General features: G+C 62.7%; 14 protein-coding genes. 12 read left to right on the forward strand and 2 right to left on the reverse strand.

The window, feature by feature from the left end:
* Positions 1–311: 311 nt before the first annotated feature.
* Both ELQ88_RS11985 and ELQ88_RS11990 read right to left on the reverse strand, forming a co-directional pair.
* A complete protein-coding gene (locus ELQ88_RS11985) occupies positions 312–3,590 on the reverse strand; it encodes an EAL domain-containing protein (protein WP_138965234.1) in 3,279 nt (1,092 codons plus the stop codon).
* 75 nt (positions 3,591–3,665) lie between these two features.
* Complete coding sequence (locus tag ELQ88_RS11990; protein WP_128869748.1) at positions 3,666–4,556, reverse strand: LysR family transcriptional regulator; 891 nt, start codon at positions 4,554–4,556, stop codon at positions 3,666–3,668.
* Between the two features lie 148 nt (positions 4,557–4,704).
* Here ELQ88_RS11990 and leuC point away from each other — a divergent pair, with 148 nt between their 5' ends.
* From leuC to ELQ88_RS12050, 12 genes are all read left to right on the forward strand, one after another.
* Positions 4,705–6,123, forward strand: a complete 1,419-nt coding sequence (gene leuC, locus ELQ88_RS11995) for a 3-isopropylmalate dehydratase large subunit (protein WP_128869749.1) — start codon at positions 4,705–4,707, stop codon at positions 6,121–6,123.
* A gap of 11 nt (positions 6,124–6,134) precedes the next feature.
* Positions 6,135–6,779, forward strand: coding sequence for a 3-isopropylmalate dehydratase small subunit (gene leuD / locus ELQ88_RS12000; RefSeq protein ID WP_128869750.1), 645 nt, complete (start codon positions 6,135–6,137; stop codon positions 6,777–6,779).
* 145 nt (positions 6,780–6,924) lie between these two features.
* Positions 6,925–7,692, forward strand: a complete 768-nt coding sequence (locus tag ELQ88_RS12005) for a class I SAM-dependent methyltransferase (protein ID WP_138965236.1) — start codon at positions 6,925–6,927, stop codon at positions 7,690–7,692.
* 136 nt (positions 7,693–7,828) lie between these two features.
* On the forward strand, positions 7,829–8,911 hold the full coding sequence (gene leuB / locus ELQ88_RS12010) for a 3-isopropylmalate dehydrogenase (protein WP_138965238.1): 1,083 nt from the start codon (positions 7,829–7,831) through the stop codon (positions 8,909–8,911).
* Positions 8,912–8,980: 69 nt separating this feature from the next.
* Positions 8,981–10,093: an aspartate-semialdehyde dehydrogenase gene (gene asd, locus ELQ88_RS12015; RefSeq protein ID WP_128869752.1), complete on the forward strand. Its 1,113-nt coding sequence runs from the start codon at positions 8,981–8,983 to the stop codon at positions 10,091–10,093.
* A gap of 274 nt (positions 10,094–10,367) precedes the next feature.
* A complete protein-coding gene (locus tag ELQ88_RS12020) occupies positions 10,368–11,378 on the forward strand; it encodes an aspartate-semialdehyde dehydrogenase (RefSeq protein WP_128869753.1) in 1,011 nt (336 codons plus the stop codon).
* A 208-nt stretch (positions 11,379–11,586) separates the two neighbouring features.
* Positions 11,587–14,418 (forward strand): FimV/HubP family polar landmark protein, encoded by a 2,832-nt coding sequence (locus ELQ88_RS12025; RefSeq protein WP_138965240.1) that lies wholly within the window; start codon positions 11,587–11,589, stop codon positions 14,416–14,418.
* Between the two features lie 325 nt (positions 14,419–14,743).
* Entirely contained in the window at positions 14,744–15,568 is an 825-nt protein-coding gene (gene truA / locus ELQ88_RS12030; RefSeq protein WP_128870266.1) for a tRNA pseudouridine(38-40) synthase TruA, read from the forward strand.
* Between the two features lie 63 nt (positions 15,569–15,631).
* The gene (locus ELQ88_RS12035; protein ID WP_128870263.1) at positions 15,632–16,258 is read left to right on the forward strand and encodes a phosphoribosylanthranilate isomerase; all 627 of its coding nucleotides are present in this window, start codon (positions 15,632–15,634) and stop codon (positions 16,256–16,258) included.
* A gap of 212 nt (positions 16,259–16,470) precedes the next feature.
* Positions 16,471–17,391, forward strand: coding sequence for an acetyl-CoA carboxylase, carboxyltransferase subunit beta (gene accD, locus ELQ88_RS12040; RefSeq protein WP_128870262.1), 921 nt, complete (start codon positions 16,471–16,473; stop codon positions 17,389–17,391).
* Positions 17,388–18,695, forward strand: a complete 1,308-nt coding sequence (gene folC, locus ELQ88_RS12045; RefSeq protein WP_138965242.1) for a bifunctional tetrahydrofolate synthase/dihydrofolate synthase — start codon at positions 17,388–17,390, stop codon at positions 18,693–18,695. Before accD ends, folC begins: the two co-directional genes overlap by 4 nt.
* A complete protein-coding gene (locus ELQ88_RS12050) occupies positions 18,679–19,353 on the forward strand; it encodes an SPOR domain-containing protein (RefSeq protein ID WP_138965244.1) in 675 nt (224 codons plus the stop codon). The genes folC and ELQ88_RS12050 overlap by 17 nt, the downstream gene beginning before the upstream one ends.
* Positions 19,354–19,444: the final 91 nt, after the last annotated feature.

Here is a 19,444-nt window from a genome sequence, read left to right on the forward strand (position 1 = left end):
GGTTTTCAAGGTAAATCGGACGTTTCTCGGAAGCGTGTAGGAAATGGCGATTCGAATCTTGATGAGGGCGAAGTTTTGGTCGGTATAGAGGGATTACGGTTAGAGGAGTGGGGAGGCTGCCAGGGGCGGTGGCCTCAAGTTTTGCAGCGGCCGTGAAGATGCCTTCGCCGGCAAGCCGGCTCCTACAGGGGAATCGGGTACGGTTGGAAGAGGTTAGTTGGCTGTCGGGATGTCTTCGCCAGCAAGCCGGTCTCGCTCGCATAGGGACGCGAGCCCGCTACGGTAGACGGGGCCGCCCTGCAACCGCGGCGTTATTTCAGGAGTTTCCTGAACGCCTCCACCGGCAACGGCCGACTGTGCAAATACCCCTGATAAAAGTGACAGCCCAGCCCCTGCAGGAAATCCAGCTGGTCCTGGGTTTCCACCCCTTCGGCGATCACCTTCAATTCCAGGCTGCGGGCCATGGCGACAATGGCGCGGATGATCTCGGCATCGTTGGGGTCGGTGGTGGCGTCGCGGATGAAGGACTGGTCGATTTTCAGGGTGTCGACCGGCAGGCGCTTGAGGTAGGTCAGCGAGGAGTAACCGGTGCCGAAGTCGTCCATGGCGAAACTTACGCCGAGTTTTTTCAGGCGGCGCATTTTGCTGATGGTGTCTTCCAGGTTCTGGATGACGATGCCTTCGGTGATTTCCAGCTTCAGCAGCGAGCAGGGCAGGCCGTGACTGGCGAGGCTGCGTTCGATGCGTTCGACGAAGTCGTTCTGGCGGAACTGTCGCGGGCTGATGTTCACGCACAGGCTGAAGTCGAGCGGGTCGATCAGGTTTTTGGCGACCAGCTGTTTGAAGGCGGCGCAGACCTCCTCGATGATCCAGGTGCCCACCTCGAGGATCATCCCGCTGTCCTCCAGCACCTTGATGAACTCGGTGGGCGACTGCGCGCCGAATTCCGGATGGTCCCAGCGCACCAGCGCCTCGGCGCCGACGATGCGGCCGTCCCGGGCGTCCACCTGCGGTTGGTAATGCACGCGAAACTCGCCGCGGGACAGGGCCTGGCGCAGGTCGGTTTCCAGGCGCAGGCGTTGGCTCGCCGCCTTCTGCATGGTGTTGTGATACATCTGTGTGGTGTTGCGCCCCGAATCCTTGGCCCGATACAGCGCGATGTCGGCGCGCTTGAGCAGGTCGGTCGGGGTCGAGCCGTGATCGGGTATCAATGCGATGCCGATGCTCGGGGTCACCTGCAGGCGCTGGCCGTCGAGGAACATCGGTTCGGACAGCAGTTCACGCAAGGTGTCGGCCAGCTCCAGGACCTGATCGCTGACGTCGTTGCGCGTGCCCTCAAGACCGCTGAGCAGCACCACGAACTCATCACCCCCCAGCCGCGCAACGGTGTCCTCCATGCGCACGCTGGCTTCAAGGCGCGCGGTGATGATCTTCAGCACCGTATCGCCCACGGGATGGCCGAGCGAATCATTGATGTGCTTGAAGTGGTCAAGGTCGAGAAACATCAGCGCGCCGCGCAGGTTGTGGCGCTTGAGCAGGGCGATCTGCTGGCTCAGGCGATCCATCAGCAGCGCGCGGTTGGGCAGGTTGGTCAAAGGGTCGTGGTAGGCCAGGTGGCGGATCTGCGCTTCGGCATTTTTCAGCAGGCTGACGTCCCGCGCCGTCAGCAGCAGGCAAGCGGTTTCGTTCAGGGTGATGGGTTCCACCGAGACTTCGACGGTCAGCAACTCGCCGCGTTTATTGCGCCCGAGCATCTCCAGGTGATGCACCCGGCCCTTCATCTGTAGTTCGGCCAGCAGCATCGAACGCTGTTTTTCCTCAGCCCAGATGCCGACCTGGTACACCGTGCGGCCGATCACTTCGTCGGCGCGATAGCCGGTCAGGCGACAGAAGCCATCGTTGACTTCCAGATAGCGTCCGGTGTCGCGCTCGGTGATGGTGATGGCATCGGGGCTGGAGTGGAAGGCCTTGGCGAACTTCTCTTCGCTGGCCTTGAGCGCCGCTTCCGAGCGTTGCTGCTGGGTGATGTCGCGCAGGGTGGTGACGATGCATGGCTGGTTGCCGACGCTGATCTGGCGGCTGGAAATCACGCAGGTCAGGGTCTGCCCGTCTTTGTGCTGAACCACGATCGCGACATTGTTCAGGCCTTGTTCGCGGATGACTTGTTCGATCCGCCGCAGGCTTTTCGCCGAGGCGTCCCACAGGCCGATTTCGTCGGCACTGCGGCCAATCACCTCGGCGGTGCTCCAGCCGAAGGTCTGGGTGAAGCTGGAGTTGATCTCGATGAAAAGGCCGGTGTCCTGGTGTGTCACGCAGATCGGGTCCGGGCTGACTTGGAACAGGGTGGCGAATTTCTCTTCAGAGGCCACCAGCCGCTGTTCGCGTTCCACCTGATCGGTAATGTCGAGCAGCGTGCCGGCCATGCGCAGCGGCGCGCCGTTGTCGTCGCGGTACAGGCGGGCGCGGCTTTCCAGGTAGCGCGAACTGCCGTCCGGCAACTGCACGCGGTAAGTCAGCTGATAATTGCCGGCCGGGCCTTCGCGCAAGCTGCGGTAGGCATCGCGCATGCTGTCGCGTTCTTCGCCGGGCACGCCTTCGAAAAAATCATCGAAGGCTTCATGGAAAGGTTTGGCCTCCAGCCCGTGCAGTTGGGCGGCCCGCGCCGAACCGTAGAGCATGCCGCTGGGAATGTGCCAGTCCCACGTGCCCAGTTGCGCCGAATCCAGGGCCAGGTCGAGGCGTTCCTGGCTGTCTTTCAGGGCGTGTTCGGCGGCTTTGGCCTCGGTGGTATCGAGGAAGGTGCTCAGCAGGTAGGGCTGGCCTTCGAGTTCGACTTTCTGCGCGCTGAGGATGCCATCGTGAACCTGGCCGTTGCTGGCGCGAAACTGCACCTCCATGCTGGTCAATTCGCCCTTGGCCTTGGTGGCCTTGACCAGTTGCGCCCGTTGTTCCGGGTGCACCCACAGGCCCAGCTCGAGGGTGGTGCGGCCGATCGCGTCTTGCACCGGCCAGCCGAACAGGCTTTCGAAATACTGGTTGGCTTCACTGATCAGGCCGTCTTCCTGGCGGGTCAGCAACACCATGTTCGGGCACAGGTGAAACAGCGTGGCGAAGCGTTTTTCCGAACTGCTCAGGGCCTGTTCACGCTGACGCTGGTGGGTGATTTCGCGGATGACGCCAATCATCCGTGGCCGGCCGTGCTTGTCCGGCAGCAGGCTGCCGTTGATCTCCAGCCAGTGCAGGCTGCCGTCGGGCCATTGAATGCGGTGGTGCATCGCCTGTTCCAGCGGGGCGCCGGCGATCACCGCGTGGAAGGCGCGGATGGTTTTCGCGCGGTCCTCGGGTGGCAGCAGGTCGAGGTATTCCAGATCGGCCGGCAGCGGTTGCCGGGGATCGAAGCCGAACAATGCCTGGGTGCCCCGGGACCAGCTGATCTGCCCGCGCTCGATGTCCCAATACCAGGCGCCCAGGCGCGCGCCGTTGAGGGCGGCCAGCAGTTGCGGCGCACTTTCCCAGCTCTGCTCGGACCGTTTCGGGTCCAGCGCCTGAATACGCGGCATCGGCGGAATTCGGTCAACAGATTTCGGCATTTTCAAGCCTTGGGCTGAATTGGGCGTTTAGCACAGGAGTTCACGGCGCAAAAGACGCTATAGACGTAGCACAGCTTAGCCCTGAATCCCTGGCCCATCGATTTGTGCATCCAGCAGGGCCATAAAGGCCCGTGCCGCATTCGAGAGCGTCCGTTCGGTGTGCAAGATATAGCCTAGCTGGCGAGTCAGTTGTATGCCCGGTAAAGGTATTCGTGCAACTTGCTCGTCGAGCATGGTGCGCGGCAGCACGCTCCAGGCAAGGCCGATCGAGACCATCATCTTGATCGTTTCCAGATAATTGGTGCTCATGGCGATGTTCGGCGTCAGGCCCCGGGCTTCGAACAGGCGCTGGACGATGTGGTGGGTAAAGGTGTTGCCGCCGGGGAATACCGCCGGGTGCAGGGCAATGTCCGCCAGGCTGACCGGGCCGTTGCTGATCAGCGAATGCTCCGGGGCGACCACGAAATCCAGCGGGTCGTCCCATACGGGCGTGGCCTTCACCAGGGCGTGGGGCTCCGGCGCCAGGGTGATGACCGCCAGCTCGGCGCGGCCATGGAGGATTTCTTCGTAGGCCACTTCCGAGTCGAGGAACTGGATATCCAGCGCCACCTCCGGGTAGCGCCGGGTGAACTCCCTCAATAAAGGCGGCAGGCGGTGCAGGCCGATGTGGTGACTGGTGGCCAGGGTCAGGCGGCCGCTGACTTCGCCGGTCAGGTTGGTCAGGGCGCGCCGAGTGTCGTCCAGCACATTGAGGATCTGATAGGCCCGGGGCAACAAGGCGCGGCCGGCCTCGGTCAGGCCGACTTCACGTCCCAGGCGATCGAACAGGCGCACCTTCAGTTGCTGTTCCAGCCCGGCGATGCGCTTGCTGATGGCCGGTTGCGTGAGGTGCAGCCGCTCGCCGGCGCCGGAGAAGCTGCCGGTCTCGGCAATCGCTATGAAAGCATTGAGGTTGGCCAGGTCCATTGTCGTATTCCAGTTGGTTATCCAAAGCATGAAAAATATGAATTTGAGTTATTTAATGTAACCCCCTAGGATCGACCTCACAAGCCAAAGGGTTATTGAATCACTCAAGACCCAGGGCATAGAAACACGCTGATGAGGAAACCGTCTGATGGCCGGCAAAACGCTCTACGACAAGCTCTGGGATTCGCACTTGGTCAAGCAGCGCGACGATGGCTCTGCGCTGATCTACATCGATCGTCACATCATCCATGAAGTGACCTCGCCGCAAGCCTTCGAAGGCCTGCGCCTGGCCGGGCGCAAGCCTTGGCGCATCGATGCCAACATCGCGACCCCGGACCACAACGTACCGACCACGCCGGAGCGCAAGGGTGGCATCGAAGCCATTGCCGACGAGGTCTCGCGCCTGCAGGTTCAGACCCTCGACGATAACTGTGACGAATACGGCATCGTCGAATTCAAGATGAATGACGTCCGCCAGGGCATCGTCCACGTCATCGGCCCGGAGCAGGGTGCTACCTTGCCGGGCATGACCGTGGTCTGCGGCGACTCCCATACCTCGACCCACGGTGCCTTTGGTGCCTTGGCGCACGGTATCGGCACTTCCGAGGTCGAGCATGTGCTCGCCACCCAGTGCCTGGTCGCCAAGAAAATGAAGAACATGCTGGTGTCGGTCGAAGGCAAACTGCCATTTGGCGTGACGGCCAAGGACATCGTCCTCGCCGTGATCGGCAAGATCGGCACCGCCGGCGGTAACGGCCATGCCATCGAGTTCGCCGGCAGCGCGATTCGCGACTTGTCCGTTGAAGGCCGCATGACCATCTGCAACATGTCCATCGAAGCCGGTGCGCGTGTCGGCCTGGTGGCGGCGGACGAAAAGACCGTGGAATACGTCAAGGGCCGTCCATTCGCCCCGAAAGGCGCGGAATGGGACTTGGCTGTCGAGGCCTGGAAAGACCTGGTGACGGACAAGGACGCGAAGTTCGACACCATCGTCGAGCTCGACGCGACCCAGATCAAACCGCAAGTCAGCTGGGGCACGTCGCCGGAGATGGTGTTGGCCGTTGATCAGAACGTGCCGGACCCGGCCAAGGAAATGGACCTGGTCAAGCGTGGCTCCATCGAACGCGCCTTGAAGTACATGGGTTTGACCGCCAACCAGGCGATCACCGACATCCAGCTGGACCGCGTATTCATCGGCTCCTGCACCAACTCGCGGATCGAAGACCTGCGCGCGGCGGCAGTGATCGCCAAGGGCCGCAAAGTGGCGTCGACCATCAAGCAGGCCATCGTGGTGCCGGGCTCGGGCCTGGTCAAGGCTCAGGCCGAATCGGAAGGCCTGGACAAGATCTTCCTCGACGCCGGTTTCGAATGGCGTGAGCCGGGCTGCTCGATGTGCCTGGCGATGAACCCGGACCGTTTGGAAAGTGGCGAGCATTGCGCCTCGACCTCCAACCGTAACTTCGAAGGCCGTCAGGGCGCCGGTGGCCGTACCCACCTGGTGAGCCCGGCCATGGCCGCCGCCGCCGCTGTGAACGGTCGTTTCGTCGACGTCCGTGAATTGATCTGAAGGAGCGCAGCATGAAAGCTTTTACCCAGCACACCGGTCTTGTCGCGCCTCTGGATCGTGCCAACGTCGACACCGACCAGATCATTCCGAAGCAATTCCTGAAGTCGATCAAGCGCACGGGTTTCGGCCCGAACCTGTTCGATGAATGGCGCTACCTGGATGTGGGGCAGCCGTATCAGGACAACTCCAAGCGTCCGCTGAACAAGGACTTCGTGCTCAACGCCGAACGTTATCAAGGTGCCAGCGTGTTGCTGGCGCGTGAGAACTTCGGTTGCGGCTCCAGCCGCGAACATGCGCCGTGGGCGCTGGAAGAGTACGGTTTCCGCAGCATCATCGCGCCGAGTTATGCCGACATCTTCTTCAACAACAGCTTCAAGAACGGCTTGCTGCCGATCATCCTGAGCGACGCTGAGGTGGATGAACTGTTCCAGCAGGTCGAGGCGACGCCGGGTTACCAGTTGCAGGTTGACCTGCAAGCCCAGACCGTGACCCGTCCGGATGGCAAGGTGCTGAACTTTGAGATCGACGCGTTCCGTAAGCATTGCCTGCTCAACGGCCTGGACGATATCGGCCTGACGTTGATGGACCATGAGGCGATTGCGACGTTTGAAGCCAAGCATCGGGCGAGCCAGCCTTGGTTGTTTCGCGACGCTTGATTTTGCGTAAGGCGGGATGCCGCCTTCGCGGGCAAGCCAGCTCCTACAGGGTTCTGTGAACGCCGAACCCCCCTGTAGGAGCTGGCTTGCCAGCGAAGAGGCCCGGACAGACACCACAAGACTAAACCCTGAAATAGGAAGTCCAATGACCAACACCCCCCAGCACAGCCAGGTCGTCCAAAAGCAATTCGGTGAACAGGCCGCCGCCTACCTGAGCAGCGCCGTCCACGCTCAAGGCACCGAATTCGCCCTGCTACAGGCTGAACTGGCAGGGCAGGGCGACGCCCGGGTGCTGGACCTCGGCTGCGGCGCCGGTCACGTGAGTTTCCACGTGGCCTCGCTGGTCAAGGAAGTGGTGGCCTACGACCTGTCCCAGCAGATGCTCGACGTAGTCGCAGCCGCCGCTGTCGACCGTGGCCTGAGCAATGTGACCACGGTCAACGGTGCCGCCGAGCGCCTGCCGTTCGCCGATGGCGAGTTCGACTTCGTGTTCAGCCGTTATTCGGCGCACCATTGGAGCGACCTCGGGCTGGCCCTGCGCGAAGTTCGCCGGGTGCTGAAGCCGGGTGGGGTGGCGGCGTTCGTCGACGTGTTGTCACCGGGCAGCCCGCTGTTCGACACTTACCTGCAAAGCGTCGAAGTGCTGCGCGACACCAGCCACGTGCGCGATTATTCCGCCGGCGAGTGGTTGCGCCAGGTCAGCGAAGCGGGGTTGCATACCCGCAGCACCACGCGCCAACGCTTGCGCCTGGAGTACACCAGCTGGGTCGAGCGCATGCGCACGCCCCAGGTGATGCGCGCGGCGATCCGCGAGCTGCAGCAGTCGATGGGCAATGAAGTACGCGAATATTTTGAGATTGAGGCCGATGGTTCGTTCAGTACCGATGTGCTGGTGCTGATGGCTGAACGATAAGCGCTGAATGATAAGCTCTGGACGATAAGTTCTGAACGAAAAGCTCTGAACAATAGGCTTTCTGAACAATAGCCGCCGAGCGATAGACTTTTTCCGGGCGCGCCATGGGCGCACCGACTGATGACATGAGGAAAGCATGAGCAAGCAGATTCTGATTCTCCCAGGTGACGGTATTGGCCCGGAAATCATGGCCGAAGCGGTCAAGGTACTGGAGCTGGCCAGCGACAAGTACAACCTGGGCTTCGAGCTGAACTTTGACGTGATCGGTGGCGCGGCCATCGACAAGCACGGCGTGCCGTTGGCCGACGAAACCCTGGAGCGCGCTCGCACGGCCGACGCGGTGCTGCTGGGCGCCGTGGGCGGCCCGAAATGGGACGCCATCGAGCGTGACATTCGCCCGGAGCGCGGCCTGCTGAAGATCCGTGCGCAACTGGGCCTGTTCGGCAACCTGCGTCCGGCGATCCTCTACCCGCAACTGGCCGAAGCGTCGAGCCTGAAGCCTGAAATCGTTGCCGGCCTGGACATCCTGATCGTTCGCGAGCTGACCGGCGGCATCTACTTCGGCGCGCCACGTGGCACCCGCACCCTGGAAAACGGCGAGCGTCAGTCCTACGACACCCTGCCGTACAGCGAAAGCGAAATCCGCCGCATCGCCCGTGTCGGTTTCGACATGGCCATGGTCCGCGGCAAGAAGCTGTGCTCGGTGGACAAGGCCAACGTATTGGCGTCCAGCCAGCTGTGGCGTGAAATCGTCGAGGAAGTGGCCAAGGATTACCCTGAAGTCGAACTGAGCCACATGTACGTCGACAACGCCGCCATGCAACTGGTGCGCGCACCGAAGCAATTCGACGTGATCGTCACCGACAACATGTTCGGCGATATCCTGTCCGACCAGGCGTCGATGCTCACCGGCTCTATCGGCATGCTGCCGTCGGCTTCCCTGGACACCCACAACAAGGGCATGTACGAGCCGTGCCACGGTTCGGCGCCGGACATCGCAGGCCAGGGCATTGCCAACCCGTTGGCGACCATTTTGTCGGTGTCGATGATGTTGCGTTACAGCTTCAACCAAGCGGACGCTGCAAACGCGATCGAGAAGGCCGTGAGCCTTGTTTTGGACCAGGGGCTGCGTACAGGCGACATCTGGTCAGTCGGTTGCACTAAAGTCGGTACGCAGGAAATGGGCGACGCAGTAGTCGCCGCGCTGCGGAATCTGTAATCTCTCGGGCCCGCTGCAATTTTCACTCTTGAAAGCAGCGGCCCACTTTTTAAAGAAGGTGTAGTTGCGATGAAACGTGTAGGTCTGATCGGTTGGCGCGGTATGGTCGGTTCCGTGCTCATGCAGCGGATGCTGGAAGAGCAGGATTTCGATCTCATCGAGCCGGTGTTTTTCACCACGTCCAATGTCGGTGGCCAAGGCCCGTCCGTGGGTAAGGACATTGCTCCGCTCAAAGACGCTTACAGCATTGAAGAGCTGAAAACCCTCGACGTGATTCTGACGTGCCAGGGTGGCGACTACACCAGCGAAGTCTTCCCGAAACTGCGTGAAGCCGGCTGGCAGGGCTACTGGATCGACGCCGCTTCCAGCCTGCGCATGCAGGATGACGCGGTGATCGTGCTGGACCCGGTGAACCGCAAGGTCATCGACCAGCAGCTCGACGCGGGCACCAAGAACTACATCGGCGGCAACTGCACCGTCAGCCTGATGCTGATGGGCCTGGGCGGTCTGTTCGAAGCCGGCCTGGTGGAGTGGATGAGCGCCATGACGTACCAGGCGGCCTCCGGTGCCGGCGCGCAGAACATGCGTGAACTGATCAAGCAGATGGGCGCGACCCACGCCGCTGTCGCCGATCAACTGGCCGACCCGGCCAGCGCGATCCTCGACATCGACCGTCGTGTCGCCGAAGCGATGCGCAGCGACGCGTACCCGACCGAAAACTTCGGCGTACCGCTGGCCGGCAGCCTGATCCCGTGGATCGACAAGGAACTGCCGAACGGCCAGAGCCGCGAAGAATGGAAGGCCCAGGCCGAGACCAACAAGATCCTCGGTCGCTTCAAGAACCCGATCCCGGTGGATGGCATCTGCGTGCGCATCGGCGCCATGCGCTGCCACAGCCAGGCGCTGACCATCAAGCTGAACAAAGACGTGCCGATCGCCGACATCGAAGGGCTGATCAGCCAGCACAACCCTTGGGTCAAGCTGGTACCGAACAGCCGCGAAGCCAGCATTCAGGAACTGAGCCCGACGAAAGTCACCGGCACCCTGAACGTCCCGGTGGGCCGTCTGCGCAAGCTGAACATGGGCACGCAGTACGTCGGCGCGTTCACCGTCGGCGACCAACTGCTGTGGGGCGCGGCCGAACCGCTGCGTCGCATGCTGCGGATTCTGCTCGAGCGTTGATCGGTTGAAGCAGTGAAAGAGCCCGTGCCTTGCAAGAGGTGCGGGTTTTTTTGTGTTTGGCGGGCCGGGGTTGATGGGTTGCCCCCGTACAGGCCCCTTCGCTGGCAAGCCAGCTCCTCCAGGTCATGAGACAACCCTGCAACCGCGCACAACCGTGTAGGCGCTGGCTTGCCAGCGAAGAGGCCGGAACAGGCGCCGCATATCCCCGCCGAATTGCCTGCACGCCACCCACCCGGTAAAGTGCCGCTCCCCCCGTTTCGCCAGAGGTAAAACCATGAGCCAGTCCATTGATATTGCCGTGATCGGCGCCACCGGTACTGTCGGCGAAACGCTGGTGCAGATTCTCGAAGAGCGCGACTTCCCGGTCGGCAACCTGCACCTGCTGGCCAGCAGTGAATCGGCCGGGCATTCGGTGCCGTTTCGCGGCAAGAACGTGCGGGTGCGGGAAGTCGATGAGTTCGACTTCAGCAAAGTCCAGCTGGTGTTCTTCGCCGCCGGCCCGGCGGTCACCCTGAGTTTCGCCTCGCGCGCCATCGCCGCCGGCTGTTCGCTGATCGACCTGTCCGGCGCGTTGCCGGCCGATCAGGCGCCGCAAGTGGTGCCGGAAGCCAATGCACAGGTGCTCGCCGGTCTGCAAAAGCCGTTCCAGGTCAGCAGCCCAAGCCCGTCGGCCACCACGCTGGCCGTGGTGCTGGCGCCATTGCTCGGTTTGCTCGACCTGCAACGCATCCACCTGACCGCGGCCTTGGCGGTCTCGGCGCAAGGTCGCGAAGCCGTGACCGAGCTGGCCCGGCAAACCGCCGAACTGCTCAACGTGCGGCCGCTGGAACCGACGTTCTTTGATCGGCAGATGGCGTTCAACCTGCTGGCGCAAGTCGGCAAGCCGGATGAGCAAGGCCATACGCTGCTGGAAAAACGCCTGGTGCGCGAACTGCGCCAGGTCATGGCCCTGCCTGCATTGAAGATTTCCGTCACTTGCATTCAAGCCCCGGTGTTTTTTGGCGATAGCTTTAGCGTGACCTTGCACTCGGCGAGCGACATCGACCTGGCGAAAATCAACGCCGCCCTGGAAGACGCTCCCGGTATCGAACTGGTGGAAGCCGGCGATTATCCGACGCCGGTCGGCGATGCGGTCGGGCAGGACGTGGTCTACGTTGGTCGGGTTCGCCATGGAATCGACGACCTGTCGGAACTAAACGTGTGGCTGACGTCAGATAACGTGCGCAAAGGCGCGGCGCTCAATGCTGTGCAGGTGGCTGAATTATTGATAAAACACCTTGTGTAAAAGATACTTGGCAACAATTTTTCCAAGGGCTCCAGCCAACGCTATGCTTGGTCCGGACTGCTGAGGGCGAGCCACCCTGCGGGGCTTTCCTCGGCACGAATGAAACGATCGCGCGCGACGACTCTTCGTCGCCGCGCGCAATGCCTTGCGGCAGCGACTATCAACACCTTCTCGCTGGCCGAGGAATGTTCAAACAAAGGATGAGGCTATGGTTCAAGTTCGCAAACTGGTGTTAGCAATAGCGGCCGCGTCGGCGCTGTCCTCCGGTATGGCGCATGCGCTCGGGCTTGGGGAGCTGACCCTGAAATCGACGCTGGACCAGCCGCTGGTGGCGGAAATCGAGTTGCTCGACGTCAAGGAACTCACCGCTGCCGAAGTGGTGCCGAGCCTGGCTTCGCCGGAAGATTTCGCCAAGGCCGGTGTCGACCGCCAGGCGTTTCTCAACGACCTGAGCTTCACCCCCGTGCTCAACCCCAGCGGTAAAAGCGTCCTGCGTGTGACGTCCAGCAAACCCCTGTCCGAACCAATGGTGAAATTCCTGGTGCAGGTCATGTGGCCCAACGGCCGTCTGCTGCGCGATTACAGCGTGCTGCTCGATCCGTCCAAGTTCTCGCCGCAGACCGCTGAAGCGGCGGCGCAGCCAGCGCCGACGCCAGCCGTCACCGCCGCGGTGCCCGGTGCCACCGAGCCTGGCCAATACACCACCACGCCCCGGGATACCCTGTGGGAAATCGCGGCGAAGGCGCGCAATGGCGGCTCGGTCCAGCAAACCATGCTGGCCATCCAGGCGCTGAACCCGGATGCCTTCATCGGCGGCAACATCAATCGACTGAAAACCGGTCAGGTGCTGCGGCTGCCGGACCAGGCACAAAGCACCAACTTGCCACAGCACAAAGCCATTGCCGAAGTGGCCGCGCAGAACACCGCGTGGCGTCAGGGCCGGCGCTATGTGCCGAAGACCGGGGCAGGGCAGCAGCAACTCGACGCCACCAACCGTCCGCGTGGCGATGGCACGGCTGTGCAACCCGCCCGGGACAACTTGAGCCTGGTGTCTGCCGAATCCGGCAAGGCGGGTGGCAAAGGTGCCGCAGGCGACGCCAAGGCCTTGAACAACAAGCTGGCCATGACTCAGGAAAACCTCGACACGACCCGTCGTGACAACGAGGAACTGAAAAGCCGCATGACCGATCTGCAGAGTCAGCTGGACAAGCTGCAGCGCCTGATCGAACTGAAGAACAATCAACTGGCCAGGTTGCAGGCCGAAGGCGCCGCAGACGCTCCGGCTGGTGCGCCAGCCACTGCGGCGATCTCCGCCGAACTGGCGGCCGATCCCGCGGCAGCGCCGGCGCCAGCGGATGCGGCCACACCTGCGCCTGCCGCCGAGACCGCGCCGGCCGCAACCGAGGCAACCCCGGCACCGGCCGAAACGCCAGTGGCGCCGACGCCGGCAGCGTCCGATGAGCAGAAATACAACGAGTTGCTGACCAATCCGGCACTGCTGGGGCTGGTGGGTGGCGGGGCCGTGGTGCTGCTGCTGTTGCTGCTGTTGCTGGCTCGTCGCCGCAAAGCCCAGCAGGAAGCCGAGAAACACGTGCGCATGGCCCGGGAACTGGCCGAAGAGCAGCAAAACCCTGGCGAACAGGATTCGTCGGAAGACAGCTTCGAAGGCCTGGAAGTGTCGCCGCCAAGCGTGAAGCTCGAGACCGCGCCAACGTCAGCGCCGGCTCCGGTGGCAGCTCCAGCGTTCGCGCCGGTGGCAGCTCCAGCTCCAGCGCCTGCCCGCGCTCCGGTGATTGCTCCGGTCGTGGTCACGCCGCCGATTGCCGCGCCGCTGGTATCGCCAGCGGTCGATCGCCACGACGACGATGTGCTGCGCAAGGCGCATACGCATTTTGCCGCCGGTCGCCTGAATCAGGCTGCCGCACTGCTCGAAGACAGCATCAAGTACGAACCGCAACGCAGCGACCTGCGCCTGAAGCTGATGGAAGTCTATGGCCAGCAGGGCAACCGTGTCGCGTTTGTCGCCCAGGAACGCCAGCTGGTGGCCAACGGCGAGAACTTTACCCGGGTGGAACAGCTGAAACACCGCTTCCCGGCCATGGTCTTCGCCGTCGGCGGTGGTATCGCCGCTGCCTCCATGGCTGCCGAGCTGGACGCGCAATACGTCAGGGAGTTGCTGCTGGACGAGCCCGAGGCGCCAGCGGTGCCTGATGACTTCGACACGGTCTTCGATCTGAACCTGAAGGAACCGCAAAGTCCTGCGGCGGCACCCGCGGTGCCCGATGATTTCGACAGTGCCTTCGATCTGAGTCTGGATGCACCGCAAAGTCCTGCGGCAGCACCCGCGGTGCCCGATGATTTCGACAGTGCCTTCGATCCGAGTCTGGATGAGCCACAAAGTCCTGCGGCAGCACCGCCGGCACCGGCACCGGCATCGGACGCTGTGACGGAACTGGATGATTTTCCGCTGGAAGACGACTTGAGCTTCGATTCGGTGTTGCAACAGCAGACTGAAGTCAGGGAAAACCTCGACGACCTGTCGGACTTCGATCTGGACATGGACCTGGGCGGCGAGGCAACGCCTGCGATCCTGGCCGAAGACGATTTCCTGTTGAACCTGGATGACGAGGTCAAGGATCCCTCTGTTGCTGCAGCGCCGACCGCTCCGGAAATAGCCCCGGACGATCTCGAGTTGCCGGACGACTTCGACCTGTCGCTGGCCGATGAAATGGACGCCGCTGCCGCTCCGGACACCTTTGCCACCGACCTGAACGATGTCAATGCCGAGCTGGACAGTCTGTCGCAGAGCCTTGGCGAGCCGACCTTCACCGCGCAGGATGCCTTGGCTTCAGCCGATGACGAGCCGGAATTCGACTTCCTTTCCGGCGCCGATGAAGTCGCCACCAAGCTCGACCTGGCCCAGGCCTACATCGACATGGGCGATGCCGATGGGGCACGGGATATCCTCAATGAGGTGGTGAACGAGGGGGATGCAGGGCAGAAGGATGAAGCCAAGGAACTGCTTTCGCGCCTGGCTTGATTGATTAATAAGGCTTGAGCAAAGCGGCAGTCCATGGGGCTGCCGTTTTTGTTTATGGCAAGTGATGCGATGGTGCCTGTCAGGCCGTCTTCGCGAGCAAGCCCGCTCCCACAATGAGTGGGGCCGGACATAGATAATTGGGCAACCCCGATCTCCTGTGGGAGCGGCGGTGCGACGATTCGACTTGCTCGCGAAGGGGCCGGTACATCCAACACAGTATCAACGGTTGCACTGGCATCCCGGAGCCGCAGCCTTATAATGCCCGCCTTTGCGTACATCAGCAGGCTGTCACTCCTTGGCAAATATAGATAACCCGGCCGCCGAAATGGCGGCCGACGGCGTTTTCCGGATCGCATTGGGCGTTGAATACAAAGGCTCGCGTTATCGCGGCTGGCAGCGCCAGGCGTCCGGCGTGCTCACCGTGCAGGAAACCCTCGAAAAGGCCCTGTCCAAAGTCGCCGATTCACCCGTGTCGCTGCTCTGCGCCGGACGCACCGACGCCGGTGTGCATGCGTGCGGGCAGGTGGTGCACTTCGACACGCCCGTCGAGCGCTCGATGAAAGCCTGGGTCATGGGCGCCAACATCAACTTGCCCCACGACGTCAGCGTCAGCTGGGCCAAGGTCATGCCGGCGCATTTTCATGCGCGCTTCAAGGCCATCGCCCGGCGCTATCGCTACGTGATCTACAACGATCAGATCCGTCCGGCGCACCTGAACGATGAAATCACCTGGAACCACCGCCCGCTCGACGTCGAGCGCATGGCCGAGGCGGCGCAGTACCTGGTCGGTACCCACGACTTCAGCGCTTTCCGCGCCGGTCAGTGCCAGGCCAAGTCACCGATCAAGGAACTGCATCACCTGCGCGTCACCCGTCACGGCAAGATGATCGTGCTGGACATCCGCGCCAGTGCCTTCCTGCACCATATGGTGCGCAACATCGCCGGGGTGCTGATGACCATCGGTGCCGGCGAACGCCCGGTCGAGTGGATGAAAGAAGTCCTGGAGAGCCGCATTCGCCGCTCCGGCGGGGTGACGGCGCACCCGTTCGGCTTATATCTGGTGCAGGTCGAGTATCGCGACGAGTTCCAATTGCCCGAGCGTTACATCGGGCCTCACTTCTTGACCGGCTTCTCGGAACTTGACGGCTGACGCCTTCGAACGCTTTTGTTACCATCCGGGACTTTCTCGGATTTACCGTGGGGTTGTCTCGACATGTCGTCCGTTCGCAGCAAGATTTGCGGCATTACCCGCGCGGAGGATGCGTTGGCCGCGGTCGAGGCCGGGGCTGATGCCCTGGGCTTTGTGTTCTACGCCAAAAGCCCGCGGGCCGTGACGTTTGAACAGGCGCGCGCGATCATCAAGGCACTGCCGCCGTTCGTGACCACCGTGGGCCTGTTCGTCAACGCCAGCCGCTGCGAGTTGGGGGAAATCCTCGACGCCGTGCCGCTGGACCTGTTGCAGTTCCATGGCGACGAAACCGCGGCCGACTGCGAAGGCTGGCACCGCCCGTATATCAAGGCGCTGCGGGTCAAGGCGGGTGACGACATCGCGGCGGCGTGCGATGCGTTTCCAAGTGCCAGCGGGATCCTGCTCGATGCCTACGTCGAAGGCGTACCTGGCGGAACCGGGGAGGCGTTCGACTGGTCTCTGATACCGCAAGGCCTGAGCAAGCCGATTATCCTCGCGGGCGGCCTGACGCCGGACAACGTCGCCGAGGCCATTGCCCGGGTTCGGCCTTATGCGGTGGATGTCAGCGGCGGGGTAGAGGCAAGCAAGGGCATCAAGGATCATGCAAGGATTCAAGCGTTCATCAAGGCGGTACGCGGGGCGTTGATGTGACGGCTGGCAGACTGCCGCCGTCCACTGCACTGTACAAAAAATATGCACCTGCACAAAGCAGGCATGGCTGAGGATGTTTTGGGTTGTACGCAGGTCGCGTGTCGCTGACCCGGCAACCCATCGATCATCGCCGCACACATGAATTTAGCTCAAGGGCATACGCGGGGCTGCGAACCAGAGCGTTCGGGCCACCGGTACTGGAGAAAGAAAGCATGAGCAACTGGTTAGTAGACAAACTGATCCCTTCGATCATGCGTTCCGAGGTCAAGAAGAGCTCGGTGCCTGAAGGTCTGTGGCACAAATGCCCGTCTTGCGAGGCTGTGTTGTATCGTCCGGAGCTGGAAAAGACCCTGGACGTTTGCCCCAAGTGCAATCACCACATGCGTATCGGCGCCCGCGCGCGCATCGACATCTTCCTCGACGTTGAAGGCCGTGCCGAACTGGGTGCGGACCTGGAGCCGGTCGACCGGCTGAAATTCCGCGACGGCAAGAAGTACAAGGATCGCCTGACCGCTGCGCAAAAGCAGACCGGCGAAAAAGACGCACTGATCTCCATGAGCGGCTCCCTGCTGGGCATGCCGGTGGTGGTGTCGGCCTTCGAATTCTCCTTCATGGGCGGTTCGATGGGCGCCATCGTCGGCGAGCGCTTCGTTCGCGCCGCCAACTACGCCCTGGAAAACCGTTGCCCGATGATCTGCTTCGCCGCCTCCGGTGGTGCGCGGATGCAGGAAGCCCTGATCTCGCTGATGCAAATGGCCAAGACCTCCGCGGTACTGGCGCGTCTGCGCGAAGAAGGCATTCCGTTCATCTCCGTCCTGACCGACCCGGTCTACGGCGGCGTTTCCGCCAGCCTGGCGATGCTCGGCGACGTGATCGTCGGTGAGCCGAAGGCCCTGATCGGCTTTGCCGGCCCGCGCGTGATCGAGCAGACCGTGCGCGAAAAACTGCCGGAAGGCTTCCAGCGCAGCGAGTTCCTGCTGGAACACGGCGCGATCGACATGATCATCCACCGTCAGGAGCTGCGTCCGCGCCTGGGCAACCTGCTGGCTCAAATGATGGGCCTGCCGACGCCTAAATTCGTCGCCGCCCCCATCGAACCGATCGTGGTTCCACCGGTACCTGCCAACATATGACCCAACGTACCCTTGGCGAGTGGCTCGCCTACCTGGAACAGTTGCACCCTTCGGCCATCGACATGGGGCTTGAGCGCTCGCAACAGGTAGCGTCCCGCATGGGGCTGGGCAAGCCGGCGCCTCGGGTGATCACGGTCACCGGTACCAACGGCAAGGGTTCCACCTGTGCGTTCGTGGCCTCGTTGCTGCGGGCGCAAGGGCTGAAAGTGGGCGTCTACAATTCGCCGCACCTGCTGCGCTACAACGAGCGGGTGCAGGTCAATGGCGTCGAAGCCACTGACGCCGAGCTCTGCCAGGCCTTCGTGGCCGTCGAGGCCGGTCGTGGCGACACGTCCCTGACATACTTCGAAATGGGCACCCTGGCGGCGTTCTGGCTGTTTCAACAGGCCGGCCTCGATGCGGTGGTGCTGGAAGTCGGGCTGGGCGGGCGCCTGGACACGGTCAACGTGGTCGATGCCGACATGGCGCTGGTCACCAGCATCGGCGTCGATCACGCCGATTACCTGGGCGACACCCGTGAGTCCGTGGCCTTCGAAAAAGCCGGGATCTTCCGCCAGGGCGCGCCTGCGCTCTGCGGCGACCTGAACCCTCCGCAAACCCTGCTGGACAAGGCGCGCGAGCTCAATTGCCGGTTTTTCCTGCGTGGCCGCGATTTTGACCTGGGCGTGACCGATCACGCCTGGCAATGGCGCGGTCTTGACGCGCAAGGGCGGGTAGTCGAGCTGCGTGATCTGCCGTTGCTCGATCTGCCGATGGAAAACGCCGCGCTGGCGCTGCAAGCCTATCTGCTGCTCGACCTGCCTTGGGACGATGCGCAGATCAGGGCTGCCCTGCAAGCAACGCGGGTGGTCGGTCGTCTCGATCGCCGCCAGTTCGATTGGCAGGGCAAGCGGCTGAACCTGTTGCTGGACGTGGGGCACAACCCCCATGCGGCCGAATATCTGGCCCGCCGTCTGGCCAGCCAGCCCCCTGCCGGCAAGCGTCTGGCGGTGTTCGGCTTGCTGGCGGACAAGGATCTGGATGGTGTTGTCGGCGAATTGAATGCTAGTGTCGAGCATTGGGCCGTCGCGCCGCTGGATTCGCCGCGGGCACGACCGGTCGGCGATTTGCACCGGGCGCTACAGAACCTCGGCGCGTCGGTAACGTCCTATGACAGTGTGGCCGCCGCTCTGGAAGGCCAGTGTGCACAGGCGACGAACGACGACGAGATTCTGTTGTTCGGATCATTTTATTGTGTCGCCGAGGCCCTCGAATGGCTGGCCCGGCGCTCCACGGAGGACGCGGCAAATGGCATTGCTGGATAAGGCATACAAACAGCGCATGGTCGGCGCCCTGGTTCTGGTGGCGCTGGCGGTGATTTTCCTGCCGATGCTGTTTTCCCGCCAGGACGAACAGCGTCAGGTGAGCGTCGAGGCGCCGGCCGCCCCGCAAGCGCCTGTAGTGCCACAAGTGCAGGTCGAGCCGGTGGTGGTGCCCGAGCCGCAAGCCTTGCCGCAGGAGCCGGTGCCGAGCGACGATGAAATCGCTCAGCAGGAGCAACCATCGACGCCGATTGCCCCGAGTGCGCCAGTAGCGCCGGCCCCCGCCGCCAAACCGGTGACACCGGCTCCGGCACCCGTGCCGACGAACAAGCCGACCACTGCGCCGTCCCAGCCGATCACGGCCGGGCCGGGTGCATCGGGCAAACCGGGTACCACCCAGAGCCGGGTCGACGCCAACGGCCTGTCGGTCAGCTGGTCGGTGCAAGTGGCCAGCCTGGCGAACCGGGCCAGCGCCGAAAGCCTGCAGAAAAAGCTGCGCAGCCAGGGCTACAACGCCTATATCCGCGCGGCCGACGGCAAGAACCGGGTGTTCGTCGGGCCGCTGATCGAGCGCGCGGAGGCCGATCGCCTGCGTGACTTGCTGAGTCGCCAGCAGAACCTCAAGGGCTTTGTCGTGCGTTTCCAGCCGGAACGCGGTTAAAACTATCGCGCCGATTTGTAATGCACGGTTAATCGCAGCTTACCGATAAGCATGGGCTCTGCTAAAATGCGCCGCCTTATCCGTCTGTAGG

It is taken from the genome of Pseudomonas sp. MPC6, from assembly GCF_006094435.1.
Lineage (GTDB): Bacteria > Pseudomonadota > Gammaproteobacteria > Pseudomonadales > Pseudomonadaceae > Aquipseudomonas.